General features: G+C 65.5%; 19 protein-coding genes. 9 read left to right on the top strand and 10 right to left on the bottom strand.

The annotated features are described in order from the left end of the window. Positions 1-38: 38 nt before the first annotated feature. The 4 genes from scpB to G7Z99_RS00395 all read right to left on the bottom strand — a co-directional run bounded on the left by scpB (position 39) and on the right by G7Z99_RS00395 (position 3,189). Positions 39-845, bottom strand: coding sequence for an SMC-Scp complex subunit ScpB (gene scpB, locus G7Z99_RS00410; protein WP_181090995.1), 807 nt, complete (start codon positions 843-845; stop codon positions 39-41). A gap of 22 nt (positions 846-867) precedes the next feature. After that, positions 868-1,566 (bottom strand): segregation and condensation protein A, encoded by a 699-nt coding sequence (locus tag G7Z99_RS00405; RefSeq protein WP_181091459.1) that lies wholly within the window; start codon positions 1,564-1,566, stop codon positions 868-870. A 119-nt stretch (positions 1,567-1,685) separates the two neighbouring features. After that, positions 1,686-2,315 (bottom strand): L-threonylcarbamoyladenylate synthase, encoded by a 630-nt coding sequence (locus G7Z99_RS00400; RefSeq protein ID WP_308812268.1) that lies wholly within the window; start codon positions 2,313-2,315, stop codon positions 1,686-1,688. 13 nt (positions 2,316-2,328) lie between these two features. After that, positions 2,329-3,189 (bottom strand): PHP domain-containing protein, encoded by an 861-nt coding sequence (locus G7Z99_RS00395; RefSeq protein WP_181090991.1) that lies wholly within the window; start codon positions 3,187-3,189, stop codon positions 2,329-2,331. A gap of 67 nt (positions 3,190-3,256) precedes the next feature. Between G7Z99_RS00395 and G7Z99_RS00390 the strand changes: the two genes are divergently transcribed. The 5 genes from G7Z99_RS00390 (at position 3,257) to G7Z99_RS00370 (ending at position 7,046) form a co-directional block, all read left to right on the top strand. Beyond that, positions 3,257-3,865 carry a septation protein A gene (locus G7Z99_RS00390; protein WP_181090989.1) on the top strand — a complete coding sequence of 203 codons (609 nt, stop codon included), beginning with the start codon at positions 3,257-3,259 and terminating at the stop codon, positions 3,863-3,865. Between the two features lies 1 nt (position 3,866). After that, on the top strand, positions 3,867-4,166 hold the full coding sequence (locus G7Z99_RS00385; RefSeq protein WP_181090987.1) for a YciI family protein: 300 nt from the start codon (positions 3,867-3,869) through the stop codon (positions 4,164-4,166). 46 nt (positions 4,167-4,212) lie between these two features. Then, positions 4,213-4,890, top strand: a complete 678-nt coding sequence (locus tag G7Z99_RS00380) for a response regulator transcription factor (RefSeq protein WP_181090985.1) — start codon at positions 4,213-4,215, stop codon at positions 4,888-4,890. 339 nt (positions 4,891-5,229) lie between these two features. Then, complete coding sequence (locus tag G7Z99_RS00375; protein ID WP_181090983.1) at positions 5,230-5,646, top strand: Spy/CpxP family protein refolding chaperone; 417 nt, start codon at positions 5,230-5,232, stop codon at positions 5,644-5,646. A 59-nt stretch (positions 5,647-5,705) separates the two neighbouring features. After that, positions 5,706-7,046 (top strand): sensor histidine kinase, encoded by a 1,341-nt coding sequence (locus G7Z99_RS00370; protein WP_181090981.1) that lies wholly within the window; start codon positions 5,706-5,708, stop codon positions 7,044-7,046. Positions 7,047-7,644: 598 nt separating this feature from the next. Here G7Z99_RS00370 and G7Z99_RS00365 read toward each other — a convergent pair. Next, positions 7,645-8,199 carry a nitroreductase family protein gene (locus G7Z99_RS00365; RefSeq protein ID WP_181090979.1) on the bottom strand — a complete coding sequence of 185 codons (555 nt, stop codon included), beginning with the start codon at positions 8,197-8,199 and terminating at the stop codon, positions 7,645-7,647. A 240-nt stretch (positions 8,200-8,439) separates the two neighbouring features. Between G7Z99_RS00365 and G7Z99_RS00360 the strand changes: the two genes are divergently transcribed. Further along, on the top strand, positions 8,440-9,894 hold the full coding sequence (locus G7Z99_RS00360; protein ID WP_181090977.1) for a TrkH family potassium uptake protein: 1,455 nt from the start codon (positions 8,440-8,442) through the stop codon (positions 9,892-9,894). Between the two features lie 74 nt (positions 9,895-9,968). Here the strand turns inward: G7Z99_RS00360 and G7Z99_RS00355 are convergent, their stop codons facing one another. Beyond that, complete coding sequence (locus tag G7Z99_RS00355; RefSeq protein ID WP_181090975.1) at positions 9,969-10,451, bottom strand: GAF domain-containing protein; 483 nt, start codon at positions 10,449-10,451, stop codon at positions 9,969-9,971. Further along, positions 10,448-11,338 carry an ATP-binding protein gene (locus G7Z99_RS00350; RefSeq protein ID WP_181090974.1) on the bottom strand — a complete coding sequence of 297 codons (891 nt, stop codon included), beginning with the start codon at positions 11,336-11,338 and terminating at the stop codon, positions 10,448-10,450. Before G7Z99_RS00350 ends, G7Z99_RS00355 begins: the two co-directional genes overlap by 4 nt. Positions 11,339-11,442: 104 nt before the next feature. Here G7Z99_RS00350 and G7Z99_RS00345 point away from each other — a divergent pair, with 104 nt between their 5' ends. Further along, positions 11,443-13,761, top strand: a complete 2,319-nt coding sequence (locus G7Z99_RS00345) for a hybrid sensor histidine kinase/response regulator (RefSeq protein WP_181090972.1) — start codon at positions 11,443-11,445, stop codon at positions 13,759-13,761. On the opposite strand, the gene G7Z99_RS00340 is transcribed toward G7Z99_RS00345, so the two are convergent. Together G7Z99_RS00340 and msrB are read right to left on the bottom strand one after the other, a co-directional pair. Further along, positions 13,721-14,209 carry a glutathione peroxidase gene (locus tag G7Z99_RS00340; RefSeq protein WP_219854017.1) on the bottom strand — a complete coding sequence of 163 codons (489 nt, stop codon included), beginning with the start codon at positions 14,207-14,209 and terminating at the stop codon, positions 13,721-13,723. The genes G7Z99_RS00345 and G7Z99_RS00340 overlap by 41 nt on opposite strands. 43 nt (positions 14,210-14,252) lie before the next feature. Beyond that, positions 14,253-14,648, bottom strand: coding sequence for a peptide-methionine (R)-S-oxide reductase MsrB (gene msrB, locus G7Z99_RS00335; protein WP_181090970.1), 396 nt, complete (start codon positions 14,646-14,648; stop codon positions 14,253-14,255). Positions 14,649-14,815: 167 nt separating this feature from the next. Between msrB and G7Z99_RS00330 the strand changes: the two genes are divergently transcribed. Both G7Z99_RS00330 and htpX read left to right on the top strand, forming a co-directional pair. Then, the gene (locus G7Z99_RS00330; RefSeq protein WP_181090968.1) at positions 14,816-16,027 is read left to right on the top strand and encodes a pyridoxal phosphate-dependent aminotransferase; all 1,212 of its coding nucleotides are present in this window, start codon (positions 14,816-14,818) and stop codon (positions 16,025-16,027) included. A 227-nt stretch (positions 16,028-16,254) separates the two neighbouring features. Beyond that, complete coding sequence (htpX, locus tag G7Z99_RS00325) at positions 16,255-17,142, top strand: protease HtpX (protein WP_181090966.1); 888 nt, start codon at positions 16,255-16,257, stop codon at positions 17,140-17,142. Between the two features lie 498 nt (positions 17,143-17,640). Here htpX and G7Z99_RS00320 read toward each other — a convergent pair whose 3' ends face one another. Then, positions 17,641-19,347, bottom strand: a complete 1,707-nt coding sequence (locus tag G7Z99_RS00320) for a DEAD/DEAH box helicase (RefSeq protein ID WP_181090964.1) — start codon at positions 19,345-19,347, stop codon at positions 17,641-17,643. Positions 19,348-19,628 lie beyond the last annotated feature (281 nt).

Here is a 19,628-nt window from a genome sequence, read left to right as displayed (position 1 = left end):
GGGCACACCCCTGCACTTTCCGCCCGATGGCGGCAGGGCTAGTCGCGCGGTGAGGTCTGCTCGGCGTCCAAGGCCTCGACCGCCGCCGACTCGCTCGCCTCTTCGTCACCCTCCTCGGGAAGCGGCAGGTCGTCGAAGTCGGTCTTCAGCCCGTCTTCCATGGCATCGAGCTCCACCAGCAACGAGCGGAAGCTGGTTTCTTCCGGCGCGTCCTCCTCGGCCTGGGGCTCGTCCCCGAGGCTGGCATCGGCCAGCGCCTGCAGGTGGATCGGCACCGGGGCGTCGTCATCGTCGAAGGCCGGCTCAGGCTCCATCTCGCGCAACTCGGCCAATGCCGGCAGCTCGTCGAGGCTCTTGAGGTTGAAGTGGTCGAGAAACGCCTTGGTGGTGGCGAACATGGCCGGACGACCTGGCACGTCACGGTGCCCGACCACCCGGATCCACTCGCGCTCGAGCAGCGTGCGGGTGATGTTGCTGTTCACCGCCACACCGCGCACCTCTTCGATCTCGCCCCGGGTCACCGGCTGGCGGTAGGCGATCAGCGCCAGCGTCTCGAGCAAGGCCCGTGAATAGCGCTGCGGGCGCTCTTCCCAGAGGCGACCGACCCAGGGGCCGTACGTCTCGCGAATCTGCAGGCGGTAGCCGGACGCCACTTCCTTGAGTTCGAACGCCCGGCCTGCGCAGGACTTGCCCAGCACGTCCAGGGCTTTCTTGAAGACGGCCGGCGCAGGTCGCTCGGCCTCCTCGAACAGTTCGTACAGCCGTTCGAGCGATTGCGGCTTGCCCGAGGCGAGCAGGAAGGCTTCGATCAGCGACGCCAGGTCGCGTGGTTCATTGAGGTTCATGGGGCAAGGCTTGGCTCGTGGATCACTCGGCGCGCACGCGCACGTGGATGGGGGCGAAGGGTTCATTCTGCACGAGTTCGACCAGGGATTCCTTTACCAGCTCGAGCACCGCCATGAACGTCACCACCACGCCCAGCTTGCCCTCGGCAGCGCCGAACAGCGTGGCGAAGGGGACGAAGCCCTGGCCCCTGAGGCGTTCGAGCACTTCGGTCATGCGTTCGCGGGTGGACAGGGTCTCGCGACTGATCTGGTGGCTTTCGAACAGGTCGTTGCGGCGTATGACCTCGGCCATCGACAGCAGCACCTCCTCCAGCAACACCTGGGGCAGCACCTTGCGCACCTTGGCCTGGGGTGCCTCCAGACGTGGCACGACGATGTCGCGCCCTACCCGGCTCAGGCGGTCGAGGTCTTCGGCCGCCGTCTTGAAACGTTCGTACTCCTGCAGGCGGCGGATCAGTTCGGCGCGCGGATCCCCCTCTTCCTCTTCGGCCACGACTGCCCGGGGCAACAGCATGCGCGACTTGATTTCGGCGAGCATGGCGGCCATGACCAGGTACTCGGCGGCCAGCTCCAGGCGCACGCTCTTCATCAGCTCGACGTAGCCCATGTACTGGCGCGTGATCTCGGCCACCGGGATGTCGAGGATATCGATGTTCTGCTTGCGAATCAGGTACAGCAGCAGGTCGAGCGGTCCCTCGAAGGCGTCCAGGAAGATTTCCAGCGCATCCGGCGGGATGTACAGGTCGACGGGCAGCTCGGTCAGCGCCTGGCCATAGACCAGCGGCGAGGGCGCCGGGCGTGCCAGGTGCTGCGTTTCGCTCTCGCGATCAGGCACCTCGGTCATGCAGGCGCCAGGAACGGTTCGGGATCGCCACAGCCCACCCGGAGCACTTCCGGCTCGTCGTCGACCAGGCTGATCACGGTGGAGGCTTTCAGGTCGCCGAAACCGCCATCGATGATCAGGTCGACGTGGTGTTCCAGACGCTGCCGGATCTCGTAGGGATCGGTCATGGGCTCGTCATCGCCCGGCAGGATCAGGCTCACGCTCATCAGCGGCTCGCCCAGCTCGGCCAGCAGCGCCAGGGTGATCGCATGGTCCGGCACCCGCAGGCCGATGGTACGGCGCTTCTCGTGCAACAGCAGGCGCGGCACTTCGCGGGTGCCGTTGAGGATGAAGGTGTAGGGGCCTGGCACATGGGCCTTGAGCAGGCGGAACAGGCGCGTGTCGACCTTGGCGTACAGGCCCAGCTGGGACATGTCGCAACACATCAGGGTGAAATTGTGGTTCTTGTCGAGCTGGCGCAGGCGCCGGACCCGCTCGATCGCCGCCTTGTCGCCGATCTGGCAACCCAGGGCGTAGGCCGAATCGGTCGGGTACACCACCACCCCGCCCTTGCGGATGATGTCCACAGCCTGGCGGATCAACCGCGGCTGAGGGTTTTCCGGATGGATCTGGAAAAATTGGCTCACGTCGTTGTCCTGTTCATAGCGCAGTTGGCTGTTCATGTCGGAATCGACGCCACAACGGTGGCAGGTCCTCGGGCACTGGCCGATAGGCGCCGATCTCGCCCCAGGCGCCGGGGCCGTGGAAGTCGCTGCCAGCGCTTGCCAGCAGACCGAACTCGCGGGTGAGAATGGACAGCGTGCCGACCTGCTCGGCCGGCATCATCCCGTTGACCACTTCCAATGCCTGACCGCCGGCCTGCAGATAGTCGGCGATCAGGCGACGACGCTTGCTGCGCGTCAGGTCGTAATGCATCGGGTGCGCCAGGCTGACCCATGCGTTGGACCGGCGCAGGGTCTGGACGGTTTCATCCAGGGTCGGCCAATGCAGCTTGACGTCGCCCAGCTTGCCGGCCCCCAGCCACTTGCGAAAGGCCTCGCCGCGGTCCTTGACGTGCCCGGCCTGGACCAGGAACTCGGCGAAGTGCGGCCGAGCCGGGGCGTTGTCGCTGTCGCCCAGCGCCTGCTGCAGGGCACGTGCGCCCTCCAGGGCACCGGGCATGCCCTTGGCTGCCAGCCGTCGGTCGATCTCTTCGGCGCGCAGCCAGCGCCCCTTGTGCAGCGCCTGCACCGCCTCGAGCAGTGGCGGCGCATCCAGGGCGAAGTCGTAGCCCAGCACATGGATGGTCGCGCCACCCCAGGTGCAGGACAGTTCCACGCCGCTGACCCAGCGCATGCCCCGGGCCTGGCAGGCCTCGCGGGCCTCGACCAGGCCGTCGAGGGTGTCGTGGTCGGTGAGCGCCAGCGTGTGCACGCCGTGCGCGTGCGCCCGCGCGACCAACGCCGTGGGCGTGAGCGCGCCGTCGGATGCCGTGCTGTGGCAGTGCAGATCAACATTCATAGGGGAACGCTTTCGTCGTATTCGATGTTTGTTATTATGCCGCCACCTCTCGCTTCTGGCTGCCACCGTGAAACAATTCATCGATTTCATACCGCTGCTGCTGTTCTTCATCGTCTACAAGCTCGACCCTCGTCTGGTCGACGTCGGCGGTCATGCCTTCGAACTCGGCGGCATCTACAGCGCGACCAAGGTGCTGATCCTCAGCTCCGTGGTGGTATATGGCGTGCTGTTCCTGCGCCAGCGCAGGCTCGAGAAAGGCCAGTGGCTGACGCTCGTCGCCTGTCTGGTGTTCGGCGGGCTGACCCTGGCCTTCCACAGCGAAACCTTCCTCAAGTGGAAGGCGCCGGTGGTCAACTGGCTGTTCGCCCTGGCGTTTCTGGGCAGTCACTTCGTCGGCGATCGTGTGCTGGTCAAGCGCTTCATGGGTCATGCCCTGAACCTGCCGAACCCGATCTGGGTGCGGCTGAACCTGGCCTGGGTGGTGTTCTTCGTGTTCTGCGGCGCGGCCAACCTGTTCGTGGCCTTCACCTTCGAACGTTTCTGGGTCGACTTCAAGGTCTTCGGCAGCCTGGGCCTGACCGTCCTGTTCATGGTCGCCCAGGGGCTCTACCTGTCGCGCCACCTGCGCGACAACGAGACGCCCACTCCGCCTTCCTCCACCCAGCACAAGGATTGACATGCTCTACGCCATCATCGCTCGCGACACCGAAGGTTCCCTGGACAAGCGCCTGGCCACGCGCCCTGCCCACCTCGAGCGCCTGCAGCAGCTCAAGACCGAAGGTCGCCTGGTGCTGGCCGGGCCGCACCCGGCCATCGACAGCAACGACCCGGGCCCGGCCGGCTTCACCGGCAGCCTGGTCGTCGCCGAGTTCGACTCGCTGACCGCGGCCCAGGCCTGGGCCGACGCCGACCCCTACGTGGCGGCGGGTGTCTACGATCAGGTCGTGGTCAAGCCCTTCAAGCACGTCCTGCCCTGATTACCCGTGGCGGCTGCCTTTGGCCGCCCTTCGTCTCGAGTGAGTCATGAGTGAGCTGTTACTGATTGACGATGACCAGGAGCTCTGCGAGCTGCTGAGCAGCTGGCTGAGCCAGGAAGGCTTCGACGTGCGCGCCTGCCATGACGGGCACAGCGCGCGTCAGGCCCTGGCCGAGCAGCCGCCTGCAGCCGTGGTGCTGGACGTCATGTTGCCTGATGGCAGCGGCCTGGAACTGCTCAAGCAGCTGCGTACCGAGCATGCCGAGCTGCCGGTCCTCATGCTTTCGGCGCGGGGCGAACCTCTGGACCGCATCCTGGGCCTGGAGCTGGGCGCCGACGACTACCTGGCCAAACCCTGCGATCCTCGTGAACTGACGGCACGTCTGCGGGCCGTGCTGCGCCGCAGCCACCCGGGCACCCCGACGACGCAGCTGGCGATCGGCGACCTGGCCTTCAGCCCGGCACGCGGCGTCGTGGCGATCGAGGGCCGGGAGATGACCCTGACCCTGTCGGAAAGCCGAATCCTCGAGGCTCTGCTGCGCCAGCCGGGCGAGCCCCTGGACAAGCAGGAACTGGCGCAACTGGCCCTGGGACGCAAGCTGACGCTGTACGACCGCAGCCTGGACATGCACGTCAGCAACCTGCGCAGAAAGGTCGGCCCCCATGCCGACGGCCGCCCGCGGATCGTCGCCTTGCGCAGCCGGGGGTACTACTACAGCCTCTGAGCGGCAAGCGCTGGGAGGCGAGAGGCGTGAAAGGCTCACATCCTGGCTGATGCCAGACAGCCAGTTGAGGCCCGCCTGGCCGACTGCATCAGCCCTTCAAGCCCGACCACGACCGGCCCGGCGTCTCGTCAAGACTGTTGCGCGTCCTAGCGCCAGCTCGATCTCATGATCAAGCGCAGCCCCCTGTGTGCGGGCTTGCCCGCGATGCAGGTATCGCCTGGTCGGCCTCTATCGCCCCCTTGCTTTACCAATCCTTTACCGACCCCTGACCGCCCTTGACCTTGTCTTCCCTAGACTGGGCTCATCCGGTAATCACCGGCCCATGAGAGGAGAGACACCATGCGCAAGACCCTGACCGCCCTGCTGTTCGCCGCCGCGCTGCCGACCGTGGCCATGGCCATGCCAGAAGGCGGCCCGCGTCATGACGGCCCGCCTCACCGTGGTGGCGCGCCGTTCGCCCAGCTCGACCTGACGCCGGAACAGCGTCACCAGGTGGATACCCTGATGCGCGACCAGATGAAGGCACGTCACGACATCACCGACCGCTACCTGGACAAGCTGTCCGCTGCGGACAAGAAGGCCATGCAGGACGACATCAAGGCCAACCGCGAGAAGAGCCAGACCGCCATCCGCGCGCTGCTCAAGCCAGAACAGCAGAAGAAGTTCGACGACATGGAAAAGGAACGCGCCGCCCGCAAGGCCGAGTGGCAGGAATTCCAGACCTGGAAAGCTGAAAAAGCCAAGAAGGCCCAGTAAGCTGTCGTTGACCGCCCGACCCGCCTTTGGTGGGTCGGGCTTTTTTTCGTAGGGGAGGTGTGAGCGTGCGCTCATTGTTCTGGCGAATCCTGGCCAGTTTCTGGCTGGCCATCACCCTGGTCGCGGGGCTGTCGATACTGCTGGGCCACATGCTCAACCAGGATGCCTGGATCCTCAGTCGTCACCCCGGCTTGAACACCCTGGCCAGCCAATGGGCGCAGCATTACGAGCAAGAGGGCCTGGCGCCTGCGCAACGTTTCCTCGAGCAGCGCAAGCAGCGCTACAAAGTCGACGTGCAGGTACTGGACGAAAGTGGCCAGGCGGTGGTGCCCGGGACGTTCCCGCGGCGCGCGGCGGACTTCGAGGCACGGCAGACCAACGATGAACGCCCCCTGCCCTGGCGCCGGCTGACCGAGGAGTACACCAGCCCACACAGCGGCCAGACCTACCTGCTGATCTATCGCATCCCCCATCCTGAGCTCGACGCCTGGCACCGTGACAGCCTGCTCTGGCCACTGAGCGCCCTGGGCATCGCGCTGGTGGTGCTGACGTTGTTCAGCCTGCTGGTGACGCTGTCGATCACGCGCCCCTTGAGCCGTCTGCGCGGTGCGGTGCATGACCTGGGCCAGACCAGCTATCAGCAGAACAGCCTGGCGCGGCTGGCTGATCGACGTGATGAATTCGGTGTCCTGGCCACCGACTTCAACAAGATGGGCGCGCGGCTACAGAGCTTGATCGGCAGCCAACGGCAATTGCTGCGTGATGTGTCGCACGAGCTTCGCTCCCCTCTGGCCCGTCTGCGCGTGGCACTGGCCCTGGCCGAGCGCGCCGAACCGGCACAACGCGCAGCGCTCTGGCCACGCCTGACGCGCGAATGCGACCGACTGGAGGGCCTGATCAGCGAAATTCTCGAACTGGCGCGTGTCGATGCCGAGCAGGCGCATCCTGAACCGGTCGATCTGCCCGTGTTGCTGGGCGGCGTGTGCAAGGACGCTCAACTGGCTGTTCCGGAGCAGACCATCCGCTGTGAGGTCGAACCGGGCGTAAGCCTGCAGGGCTGGCCGACACTGATCGAACGCGCGGTGGACAATCTGGTGCGCAATGCCTTGCGCTTCAATCCCCAAGGCAAGCTCATCGAGCTGCTGGCCGCGCAGGATGCGCGTGGCGTCGTGATCAGTGTGCGTGACCACGGGCCAGGTATCGCGCCGGAACACCTGGCCCAGCTGGGTGAACCCTTCTACCGGGCACCGGGCCAGACGGCTGCCGGTCATGGGCTGGGGCTGGCCATCGCGCGCAAGGCGGTGGAGCGCCATGGTGGGGTGCTCGAGCTGTCGAACCATGCACAGGGCGGCTTCGAGGCACGGTTGGTGCTGCCGGCCGAGCCGGTAGTGGCGGGTTGACCGGGGGGTGATGGAAAGAACGCATGGATGGCTTCGTGGGCCCGCAGGGCCAGGCCTTTCAACCTCTTTGGAAAAAGCCCCACGACAGGGCCATCGTTGTATCCACAGACTGATCGGCTTGATACAGGCAAACGCAGTCCATCCTGTGGGAGTCCGCCCGCCGCCTTGGCGCCGCGCTGTCGCGCAGAGAACCTGGCGATAGCTGGCAGTGCTCAGATGCCGTGTCGCTGATCGATTTCTGGGACCGCTTTGCGGTCCATCGCGGCCGGTCCGGCGCTCCGGCAGGGGCCGCTCCTACACCGTAGCCGCACCACGGCATCGCAGGCAGTCGCGGTCCCCTGTGGGAGCGGCCCCTGTGCCGCGATTGGGCCCGCAGGGCCCACAAAGCCCTATAATTAATTACTTTTAAATCAATAATTTACTCTATGTTTATGAGAACGGGCTTGAGCCGCTCTGCCAGATCAGCGATGGGGTCCACATCGCGCTGGGCAAAGACGTTGAAAGGCCTGACCTGCAGGGCCCATGGACCCGCGATCGCTGTGGCGCAGGGTGTACCGCACAGCGCAGACTGCGCCGCCTTGTCACCACCACCTGGGAGTCACCCCCACGAAGCGACGAAATCTTCGGTCGCCAGCACTGGCGCGGTACGTGGCTCGTTCGCGGGCGTGCCGACGTACAGGTAGCCCAGCAGCTCTTCGTGGTCCTGCAGACCCAGGCCCTTGGCCACGTGGGCATCGAACGCCATGTCGCCGGTACGCCACAATGCCCCTATCCCTTGCGCATGGGCGGCAAGCAGGATGCCATGGGCCGCGCAGCCGGCCGCCAGCCGTTGCTCGACGAGAGGCACCTTGGGGTGTTCCTTCAGGCAGGCGATCACCACGATGATCATCGGGGCCCGCAGCGGCATGGCGCGGGCCTTGTCCAGGGCCGCCTGGCTGGCATCGCCCTTGAGCTGCACGGCCTCGGCATACAGCTCGCCCAGCCGCTCGCGCGCCGTTCCTTCGATGGTCAAGAAGCGCCAAGGCCGCAGCTGGCCGTGATCCGGCGCGCGCAAGGCGGCCTGAAACAGCGCTTCACGTTGTGCAGTATTGGGCGCCGGTTCGGTCAGACGCGCCACAGACACGCGATTGAGCAATGCATCGAGAGCCTCCATCGGCTTTCTCCTGGTCATGGATAGATGAGGGGCATTCTCAAGCTGCAAGCTGCAAGCTGCAAGCTGCGTGCTGCAAGTCAGAGCGTCAGCGCCGCCTCGGTGTCCTGTTGGCACCTGACCCACCGCACCACTGTCCGCTTGCAGCGTGTGGCCTGCAGCTCGCCTTCGAACATCCCACTTGCAGCTCGCCCCCGCTGCCCCGAAAATGGCGCCCCTCCGTTTCGACTCAGAGCCCCAGCCATGGCGTTGCCGACCCTCCGGATCATCGCGTTCATCATCGGCATCTTCCTGGTGACCCTGGCCGTGAGCATGCTCGTGCCCATGGCCACCCTGCTGATCTTCGACCGTACCGACGACCTGCCGTCCTTCGGCTGGGCCAGCCTGATCACCCTCGCAGCCGGCCTGGCGATGCTCGCGCAAGGTCGGCCGGAGCAGGTGCACCTGCGGCCTCGGGACATGTACCTGCTCACGGTCTGCAGCTGGGTGGTGGTGTGCGTGTTCGCCGCACTGCCGTTCCTCTTCACCCAGCACATCAGCTACACCAACGCCTTCTTCGAAAGCATGTCGGGGATCACGGCCACCGGCTCCACCGTCCTCAGCGGGCTGGACGACATGTCACCGGGGATCCTGATGTGGCGATCGATGCTGCACTGGCTCGGCGGCATCGGCTTCATCGCCATGGCCGTGGCGATCCTGCCCCTGCTGCGCATCGGGGGCATGCGCCTGTTCCAGACCGAGTCGTCCGACCGCTCCGAGAAGGTCATGCCGCGCTCGCACATGGTCGCCAAGTCCATCGTGCTGGTCTACGTGGGTATTACCGTGCTCGGCAGCCTGGCGTTCTGGTGGGCGGGCATGAGCCTGTTCGATGCCATCAATCATGCCATGTCGGCCATCTCCACCGGGGGCTTCTCCACCTCCGACCTGTCCCTGGCCAAATGGGACATCCCGGCGGTGCACTGGGTCGCGGTGGTGGTGATGATCCTGGGCAGCCTGCCCTTCACCTTGTACGTGGCCGCCCTGCGCGGCAATCGTGGCGCGCTGGTCCGCGACCAGCAGGTGCAGGGCCTGCTGGTGCTGCTGGTCGCCACCTGGATCGTGCTGGGCACCTGGTACTGGCTGACCACCGACCTGCCTTGGACGGACGCCTTTCGCCACGTGGCGCTGAACGTCACCTCGGTGGTCACCACCACGGGCTTCGCCCTGGGCGACTACAGCCTGTGGGGCAACTTCTCGCTGATGTTCTTCTTCTACCTGGGCTTCATCGGCGGCTGCTCCGGCTCCACCGCCGGCGGGATCAAGATCTTCCGCTTCCAGGTGGCCTACATCCTGCTCAAGGCCAACCTCAACCAGTTGATCCACCCGCGCGCCGTGATCAAGCAGAAGTACAACGGTCATCGGCTCGACGAAGAAATCGTGCGCTCGATCCTGACGTTCTCGTTCTTCTTCGCCATCACCATCTGCCTGATCGCGCTGTCGCTGTCGTTGCTGGGCCTGGACTGGATGACGGCGCTGACGGGTGCGGCGAGCACCGTGTCAGGGGTCGGGCCGGGGTTGGGCGAAGTCATTGGCCCGGCGGGCAACTTCTCGACCCTGCCAGATGCGGCCAAGTGGATCCTGGCCGGCGGGATGCTGCTCGGACGTCTGGAGATCATCACCGTGCTGGTGCTGTGCATGCCTGCGTTCTGGCGGCATTGAGCGCAAGAGCGCAGGCACCTCATGCCTGACAGGGGCCAGGCGTCACCCTGCCCCTGCCAGGACCCGACGGGCACTCAGCAGTCGGTCAGCTCGAGAAACGCCGCGGCCAACCGCTCCAGGCCGTGCTGGTCCTCGACGCCAAAACGCGCCAGGCGTGGGCTGTCCAGGTCCAGCACGCCGATCAGGCGACCGTCCTTGACCAACGGGATCACCAGTTCGCTGTTGGAGGCGCTGTCGCAGGCGATGTGCCCCGGGAAGGCATGGACGTCTTCGACGCGCTGGGTCTGCTGCGTGGCGGCCGCCGCGCCGCAGACCCCTTTGCCGAACGGGATGCGCACACAGGCGACCTGCCCCTGGAACGGGCCGAGCACCAGCTGCTCGTCACGCACCAGGTAGAAGCCGGCCCAATTGAGATCATCCACCTGATGGTAGAGAAACGCCGACAGCTGGGCGGCATTGGCGATGAAGTCGCGTTCGTCGGCGAACAGGGCGCGCACCTGCGCGACCAGCAGGTCGTAGCCGTCCAGGCCTTTGCCACTGGCATCGAGATCGATCATGGGTGTTGCTCCAGCAAGTGCAGCCCGACCCAGTAGCGGGCGAACTGGTAGGCACAGCGGCCATTACGGTTGCCGCGACCGGTCGCCCAGCGCACGGCCTCGGTTTCCAGCGCTTCGTCGCGCTGCCAGGTCAGGCCGGCCGCTCGGGCCAGCTGGTCGATCCAGTGCTCGACCACGTCCAGGTAGTGGGCCTGGCTGAAGGGGTAGAAGGAGAGCCACAGGCCAAACCGGTCCGACAGGGCGATCTTGTCTTCCACCGCCTCGTTGGGGTGCAGTTCGCCGTCGATCATCTTCCAGTGCTCGTTGTCACTCTGCTTCTCGGGCACCAGGTGGCGACGGTTCGAGGTGGCGTACAGCAGCACATTGTCGGGGGCCTGCTCCAGCGAACCGTCGAGCACGCTCTTGAGCACCCGGTAATCGCCCTCGCCCGCTTCGAACGAGAGGTCGTCGCAGAACAGGATGAAACGCTGGGGAAGCTGCTGCAGCTGTTCGACCACCCGTGGCAGGTCGGCCAGGTGGTCGCGCTCGATCTCGATCAGGCGCAGCCCGGCGCCGGCGTGCTCGGCCAGCAAGGCGCGCACCAGCGAGGACTTGCCCGTACCGCGCGAGCCCCAGAGCAGCGCATGGTTGGCCGGCAGGCCTTCGATGAACTGGTGGGTATTGCGGCCCAGCTGTTCACGTTGCTTGTCGACCCCGATCAGGTCGCTCAGGCGGATGTCCAGGCTGACCTCCAGGGGCAGCAGGTAGCCGCTGCGCGCATCGCGCTGCCAGCGTGCGGCCAGGCAGTGATGCCAGTCGATGCTGGGACGCGGCGCGGGCAGCAGGGGTTCGAGGCGCGCCAGTACCGTTTCGGCACGCTCCAGAAAAGCACTCAAGCGGGGGTCCATGACCACTCCTCATGTCAGATCAACGGCGGGGATGGACGGCTCGAAACACGCCGAGTCGGCTATGCTTGCGCAGCGCAAGGAACGTACAACTGGTTCGGGAACCCATGGATATCAAGTTCACCCATCGTCTGTCCTACAAGCAGGCCCGTCTGACGGTCCTTGCCGGCTTCGTTCTCGGAACCTTGCTCAGTCTCATCCAGATCGGCATCGATTATGCCAGCGAAGACGCCTCCATCAACCGTGAAATAGACGCGCTGCTGCAAATCAGCCACAACCCGGCCTCGCGCATCGCCTACAACATCGACACCGAGCTGGCCCATGAGCTGGCGGCAGGGCTGCTGCGCTCCCCCGCCGTGTTGCGCGCACGCCTGATCGACAACACCGACACGGTGCTGGCCGACGAGCAGCGCGATCGCCTGCAAAGCCCCTATCGACCGATCAGCGACTTTCTGTTCGGCGCCTACCGTCAGTTCGCCGACCCGCTGTACCTGACGCACATGCCCGGCGACCACCTGGGTACGTTGCGCCTGGATGTGGACACGTTCGCCTTCGGCAGCCGCTTCCTGAACCGCGCCGGCGTCACGCTGGTCAATGGCTTCGCGCGCAGCCTGGTGCTGACCGTGATCCTGCTGGCGCTGTTCTACACCATGCTCACCCAGCCGCTGGTGCGAGTCATCAATGCCCTGAGCCGGGCCGACCTGCGCCAGCCTGACCAGGCCAAGCTGACCTACCCGCCCGGCCACGAGACCGACGAGATCGGCGTGCTGGTCAAGGTCGCCAACCGCCAGTTCGTCAGCATGGCCACCGAGATTCAGCAGCGGCGTGCGGCCGAGAACCGCTTGACCGACTACCTGGGCGAACTCGAACACATCGTTTCGGCCCGTACCCAGGCACTGGAAGCCAGCAATGCCCGCCTGAGCCAGTCCAACCTGGAACTGGAACAGGCGCGTGGCCAGGCTCTGGACATGGCGCAGGCCCGTGCGGCGTTCCTGGCCAACATGAGTCATGAGATCCGCACGCCCCTCAATGGCATGCTCGGCATGATCGCGCTGGCGCTGGACAGCCCCGACCCAGGCGAGCAGCGCCAGCAGCTGTCCATCGCCCACGAGTCGGGCAAAGTGCTGGTGGAGTTGCTCAACGATATCCTCGACCTGTCGAAGTTCGATGCCGGCCAGCTCACGCTCGAATGCATTCCTTTCGACATGGGCACGCTGGTCGAAGACACCGCCAGCCTGCTGTCGCAGAATGCCGCTGCCAGCGTGGAACTCACCTGCCTGGTGACGCCGGACTTCCCCAGCGCCGTATTGGGCGACCCCACCCGCGTGCGGCAGATCGTCAGCAACCTGCTGGCCAATGCGCTCAAGTTCACCCGGTTCGGGCGGGTCGACGTGCGCTTGAGTCATGAGGACGGGCGCGTGCGGCTCGAGGTGTGCGACACCGGCATCGGCATCCCCGAGCAGGCCCAGGAACGGATCTTCCTGCCGTTCGTGCAAGCAGGCGATGGCATCACGCGGCAGTATGGCGGCACCGGCCTGGGCCTGACCCTGGCGCGCAACCTGTGCAGCGCGATGCAGGGCCACCTGCACATCGAGTCGCGTACAGGCTTTGGCAGCCGCTTCAGCATCGAACTGCCCTTGCCGGTACAGACCGAAGCAGTGGTGCCGGGGCGCCTGAAGGGTCGCGTGGTCGCCGTGTGCGACCCCAGCAGCGGGCTGGCCGAGTGGTTGGCGGCGACCTTGCCCGCCTGGGGCCTGGACTATGCCCGGAGCGATCGTTTCGACGACAGGGTGCCGCCGTCGGCAGACGTGCTGATCCTCAACGACCGCGCCCTGCTCGAGACGCTGCGTCCGAGGTTCGCGGCGCCGATCCTGCTGATCACCGCGTACGGCGAGTTCCTGCGCGGCCCTCAGCGCGCTCGTCTCGCGCCGCTGCAGCAATTGGCGCGCCCGGTCGGGCGTTCGACCCTGTACCAGACGTTGCGCCGTGCATTGCCCGGAAGCGAGGCCGGCCACGCCTTGCCAGGCCAGACCCCCAGTGCCGAGGGCCCTTGCGCGAGCATCCTGCTGGTCGAGGACAACCCGGTCAATCAGATGGTCGCGCAGGGCATGCTGACGCGCCTGGGTTGCCGGGTCCAGGTGGCCACCCATGGCGCCGAAGCCTTGCAACTGCTCGAACAGCAGCGGTTCGACATGGTGCTGATGGACTGCAACATGCCCGTGATGGACGGTTACGAAGCCAGCCGCCGGATCCGCCAGATACCCCGCTGGGCGGACCTGCCGATCATCGCGCTGACCGCCAACGCCATGCCGGACGAGCGTGACCGCTGCCTGGCCGCCGGCATGAACGACTACCTGGCCAAGCCGTTCCGGCGCGAGAACCTGCTCACGCTGATCGAGCGTTGGCTGGTGCCACCTGCCCGGTGAGCACCGCCTCGATCGCCGCCTCCAGCGCCTTGGGCTTGGTCAACGGCCCGAAGCGCGTCACCTGCCCCGTCGCCGGGTCGAGCAGGAACTTGGTGAAGTTCCACTTGATCGACTCGGTGCCCATCAGGCCGGGTGCACGGCGCTTGAGGGCAACGAACAGCGGATGCGCGCGCGGCCCGTTGACCTCGACCTTGCGGAACATCGGGAAGCTCACGCCGAAGGTGCGCTGGCAAAACTGCGCGATCGAGCGCGAGTCGCCGGGCTCCTGCTGGCCGAACTGGTTGCACGGGAAGCCGGCGATCACCAGCCCACGTGCCTGATAGCTCTGCCATAGCGCCTCGAGCCCTTCGTACTGCGGCGTGAAGCCACACTGGCTGGCGGTGTTTACCACCAGCACGGCCTTGGCCGCAAAGTCGGCCAGGCACTTCTGCTCACCGTTCAAGGTCATGCAGGCGATGCCCAGCAGTTCGTCACGCACCCCCAGTCTGCGTTCAGTCACGAGGCTTGAACTCCAGGCAGACCGAGTTGATGCAATAGCGCAGGCCGGTCGGTGGCGGGCCGTCCGGGAACACGTGGCCCAGGTGGGCGTCGCAGCGTGCGCAGGTGACCTCGGTACGGATCATGCCGTGGGAGATGTCGCGCATCTCGATCATGGCTTCCTGGCCGATCGGCGCGTAGAAGCTCGGCCAGCCACAGCCGGAGTCGAACTTGGTCGAGGCGTCGAACAGTGGCGCGCCGCAGCAGATGCACTGGTAGGTGCCCGCACGCTTTTCGTCGTTGTACTTGCCGGTGAAGGGCCGCTCGGTCCCCTTCAGGCGGCAGACCTCGTACTGCGCGGGGTCGAGCATCGCGCGCCACTCTTCCAATGTCTTTTCGATCTTCTGCATACAGCACCTCGGCAGGCTTGAATTTGCGTCGCGCCGTCTTTTCGCTGGCGCGGGGGGCACGTATATTAGTGCGCTCTGTGTCTGACATCAGCCAGTCACACACGCTCCGCCTTTTTTCGGTCTATTCGTCGGCGGGCCGCTGCGACCTCTCCACTCGGGATTCCAACATGCAGTTCAGCAAATCGAACAAGCTCGCCAATGTCTGCTACGACATTCGCGGCCCGGTGCTCAAGCACGCCAAACGCCTGGAAGAGGAAGGCCACCGCATCCTCAAGCTGAACATCGGCAACCCGGCACCCTTTGGCTTCGAGGCGCCCGAGGAGATCCTCCAGGACGTGATCCGCAACCTGCCCACGGCTCAGGGCTACAGCGATTCCAAGGGCCTGTTCAGCGCCCGCAAGGCGGTGATGCAGTACTGCCAGCAGAAGGACATCGACGGCGTCGGCATCGAGGACATCTACCTGGGCAACGGCGTCTCCGAGCTGATCGTCATGTCCATGCAGGCCCTGCTGAACAACGGTGACGAAGTCCTGATCCCGGCGCCGGACTACCCCCTGTGGACCGCCGCCGTGAGCCTGGCCGGTGGCAAGCCGGTGCACTACCTGTGCGACGAGCAGGCCGACTGGTTCCCGGACCTGGACGACATCAAGGCCAAGATCACCCCGAACACCAAGGCCCTGGTGATCATCAACCCGAACAACCCGACCGGCGCGGTCTACTCGCGCGAACTGCTGCTGGGCATGCTCGAGCTGGCCCGCCAGCACGACCTGGTGGTGTTCTCCGACGAAATCTACGACAAGATCCTGTACGACGAGGCCGTGCACATCAGCACGGCCTCCCTGGCCCCGGACCTGCTCTGCCTGACCTTCAACGGCCTGTCGAAATCCTATCGGGTGGCGGGCTTCCGTTCCGGCTGGCTGATCATTTCCGGGCCCAAGCACCACGCCCAGAGCTACATCGAAGGCATCGACATGCTGGCCAACATGCGCCTGTGCGCCAACGTACCGGCCCAGCACGCGATCCAGACGGCGCTCGGCGGCTACCAGAGCATCAACGACCTAGTGCTGCCGCCTGGCCGCCTGCTCGAACAGCGCAACCGCACCTGGGAGCTGCTCAACGACATCCCGGGCGTCAGCTGCGTCAAGCCCATGGGTGCGCTGTACGCCTTCCCACGGATCGACCCCAAGGTCTGCCCGATCCTCAACGACGAGAAGTTCGTGCTCGACCTGCTGCTGTCCGAGCGCTTGCTGGTGGTTCAGGGCACGGCCTTCAACTGGCCATGGCCCGACCATTTCCGCGTGGTGACCCTGCCACGCGTGGACGACCTGGAGCAGGCCATCGGGCGGATCGGCCAGTTCCTGCGCACCTACCGCCAATAAAAGCGATGCGGGGCCCTCCGCCCGTGAGCGGGTGGGCCCTCGAGACCGGATGCCACGATTGCCGCGCCCCGCCTTGAACTCAGACACGTCCTACAACACGTGCTGATACCTCTGTCAGCCCCCGCCCTACACAGTTTGAAATAGTCCCCCGGTTGAATCCGGACGCCTTGCGCCTTATATACCCCGGCAGTGAGCAACATTTCATCCGTCAGGAGAACGTGACAACCATGATGCGCATCTTGTTGTTTGTAGCCACCAACCTTGCGGTGGTGCTGGTTGCAAGCATTACCTTGAGCCTGTTCGGCTTCGACGGGTTCATGGCCGCCAACGGGGTCGACCTCGACCTTGGCCAACTGCTGGTCTTCTGTGCCGTGTTCGGCTTTGCCGGCTCGATCATCTCGCTGCTCATCTCCAAGTGGATGGCCAAGATGAGCACCGGCACCCAGATCATCACCCAGCCCCGCACGCGTCATGAGCAGTGGCTGCTGCAGACCGTCGAGGAGCTGTCGCGCGAAGCGGGCATCAAGATGCCCGAGGTCGGTATCTTCCCGGCCTACGAGGCCAACGCCTTCGCCACCGGCTGGAACCGCAACGACGCGCTGGTCGCAGTCAGCCAGGGCCTGCTCGAACGCTTCTCGCCCGACGAAGTGCGCGCGGTGCTCGCGCACGAGATCGGCCACGTCGCCAATGGCGACATGGTCACGCTGGCGCTGGTGCAGGGGGTGGTCAACACCTTCGTGATGTTCTTCGCCCGGATCATCGGCAACTTCGTCGACAAGGTGATCTTCAAGAACGAAGAAGGCCAGGGCATCGCCTACTACGTGGCGACCATCGTCGCCGAACTGGTCCTGGGCATCCTCGCCAGTATCATCGTGATGTGGTTCTCGCGCCGTCGCGAGTACCGCGCCGACGACGCCGGTGCACGCCTGGCCGGCACCGGCGCCATGATCAGCGCCCTGCAACGCCTGCGTTCGGAGCAGGGCCTGCCCGCACAGATGCCCGACACCCTCAAGGCCTTCGGCATCAATGGCGGCCTCAAGCACGGCCTGGCCGGCTTGCTGATGAGCCACCCCCCGCTCGAAGAGCGCATCGAAGCGCTGCGCCGTCGCGGCTGAGTTCAGCGTTACCCTACAGGGGCGACTTCGGTCGCCTCTTTTTTTGCCTGCGGTTTCGTACCCATGAGCATCCGCCTGCCGAGCTGCCGCTCACCCATGACCGCGCCTCGGTGAGACTGGCTGTCACGGGCCCTGTGGGAGCAACTGTCTTTTTCTATTCGGCCCATGCCCGACCGCATGGGCTGATGTGTGCGCTTACCCGCGACGCAGGCGGCGCCTGACAGGGCCCTATCGCTGGCAAGCCAGCTCCCACCCAGACCTCTGCAGCCGTCGGTGCAGGTATGGCTGCGCACGCAGCTTGTGAGCGGGCTTGTCCGCGATAGCGCTCGATCCGTCACCGCCTGCATCGCGGGCAAGCCCGCTCCCACACAGGGTTGTATCCACCTGTCAGCTAGTGCCCTGACTGTATGCGGTCGAGCGTGCCCTGCCTGAACGCCCGCCATAAAAAAACCCCGGTGCGATCAGGATCGCACCGGGGTTTTCGACATCACCTACGCATCAATCTTCGCGATAGCGACGCAGCTTGAGCTGCTTGCCAGCGACACGGGTGTCCTTGAGCTTGGTCAGCAGCTTCTCGAGGCCGTCTTCCGGCAGCTCGACCAGGCTGAAGCTGTCGCGCACCTGGATGCGACCGATCGCATCACGGGCCAGGCCACCCTCGTTGAGGATCGCGCCCAGCAGGTTCTTGGCAGCGATGCCGTCACGGGCACCCAGGGCGGTACGGCAACGGACACGGCCTTCGGCCAGTGGCAGCGGCGCACGGCGCTCGCGGTCACCACGCTCGCCACGGTCGCTGCGCTCACCGGTACGCTCGCGCGGGGTGTGCGACGGGACCAGCGGCTGGTCACGCTCGACGCTGGCCAGGTCCAGTGCCTGACCATTGGTGGCCTTGCGCAGCAGGGCCGCGGCCAGGGCACGTGGGCTGCAGCCCAGGTCGGCGGTCAGGCGGTCGAGCAGCTCACCGTGGCTGGCTTCGGAATCGGCCACCAGCGGCGCGAGGCTGTTGGTCAGCTTCTTGATGCGGGCGTCCAGCACGGCTTGCGCGTTGGGCAGACGGGCTTCGGCGACTTTCTGACCGGTGACGCGCTCGATCACCTGCAGCATGCGACGCTCGCGCGGGGTGACCAGCAGCAGGGCACGGCCTTCGCGACCGGCACGACCAGTACGGCCGATACGGTGCACGTAGGACTCGGGGTCGTACGGCATGTCGACGTTGAAGACGTGGGTGATGCGCGGAACATCCAGACCCCGGGCAGCGACGTCGGTGGCGACGACGATGTCCAGGCGACCGTCCTTGAGCGAGTCGATGACGCGCTCACGCTGGTTCTGGGCGATGTCGCCGTTCAGGGCCGCGGCCTTGTAGCCCTTGGCTTCCAGCGCGCTGGCCAGGTCCAGGGTGGCTTGCTTGGTGCGCACGAAGGCGATCAGCGCGTCGAACTCTTCGACTTCCAGCAGACGCAGCACGGCCGGGATCTTCTGGTCGGCGTGCACCATCAGGTGCGCCTGGTCGATCGCGGTGACGGTCTGGGTCTTGCTCTGGATCTTGACGTGCTTCGGCTCGCGCAGGTGACGCTCGGCGATCGAACGGATCGACGACGGCAGCGTGGCCGAGAACAGGACGGTCTGACGGGTTTCCGGCAGGGCGGCGAAGATCACTTCCAGGTCGTCCATGAAGCCGAGCTTGAGCATCTCGTCGGCTTCGTCGAGGACCAGGTGACGCACGGTCGACAGGACCTTCTCGTCACGGCGCAGGTGGTCGCACAGGCGACCCGGGGTGGCGACGACGATCTGGGCGCCGTTGCGGATGGCACGCAGCTGCGGGCCCATCGGTGCGCCGCCGTACACGGCCACCACGTTCACGCCCGGCATCTGCTTGGCGTAGGTTTCGAAGGCTGTAGCTACTTGCAGCGCCAACTCACGGGTTGGCGCCAGGATCAGGGCTTGCGGTTCGCGCTTGCTCGTGTCGATACGATTCAGGATGGGCAGTGCGAAGGCAGCGGTCTTGCCGGTGCCGGTCTGCGCCTGGCCGATCATGTCATGACCGGCGAGAATGATCGGGATCGACTGCTGCTGAATGGCGGACGGCTCTTCATAGCCGGTGGCCAGTACGGCGGCAACGATGTTGGGATTGAGATCGAGAGCGGCGAATCCGCCGGTTTCCTGGGTCATGGGTATGCCTCTAGAGGTGCATCCGCAAAGACCCATGCTCCAGAGCTGCACATGCCTTGAAAGACCCTAAGGTCACCCAGGCAGCTCTGGCGGCGGGGATTTGCGAAGACGATTGAAAAGGGAACATCTTGGGAAAGTCCGACGAGCGGACGCGCAGCCGTAGCTGAATTCGGAGGATTTGCACCACCTGCAACGGGGGCCCGCTGAAAGACCGGCGCGTACTATACCCGAATCGGCGATTCACTGTAGATTTTTTTTTACCGAACGGTCAAGTCGCCAGCCAGGCATGCCTGGCGGCTGAATCGTTTATGCCAGCG

Source organism: Pseudomonas entomophila, assembly GCF_013523165.1.
Classification (GTDB): Bacteria; Pseudomonadota; Gammaproteobacteria; order Pseudomonadales; family Pseudomonadaceae; genus Aquipseudomonas; species Aquipseudomonas entomophila_A.
This window is presented reverse-complemented; position numbering and strand designations above follow the sequence as displayed.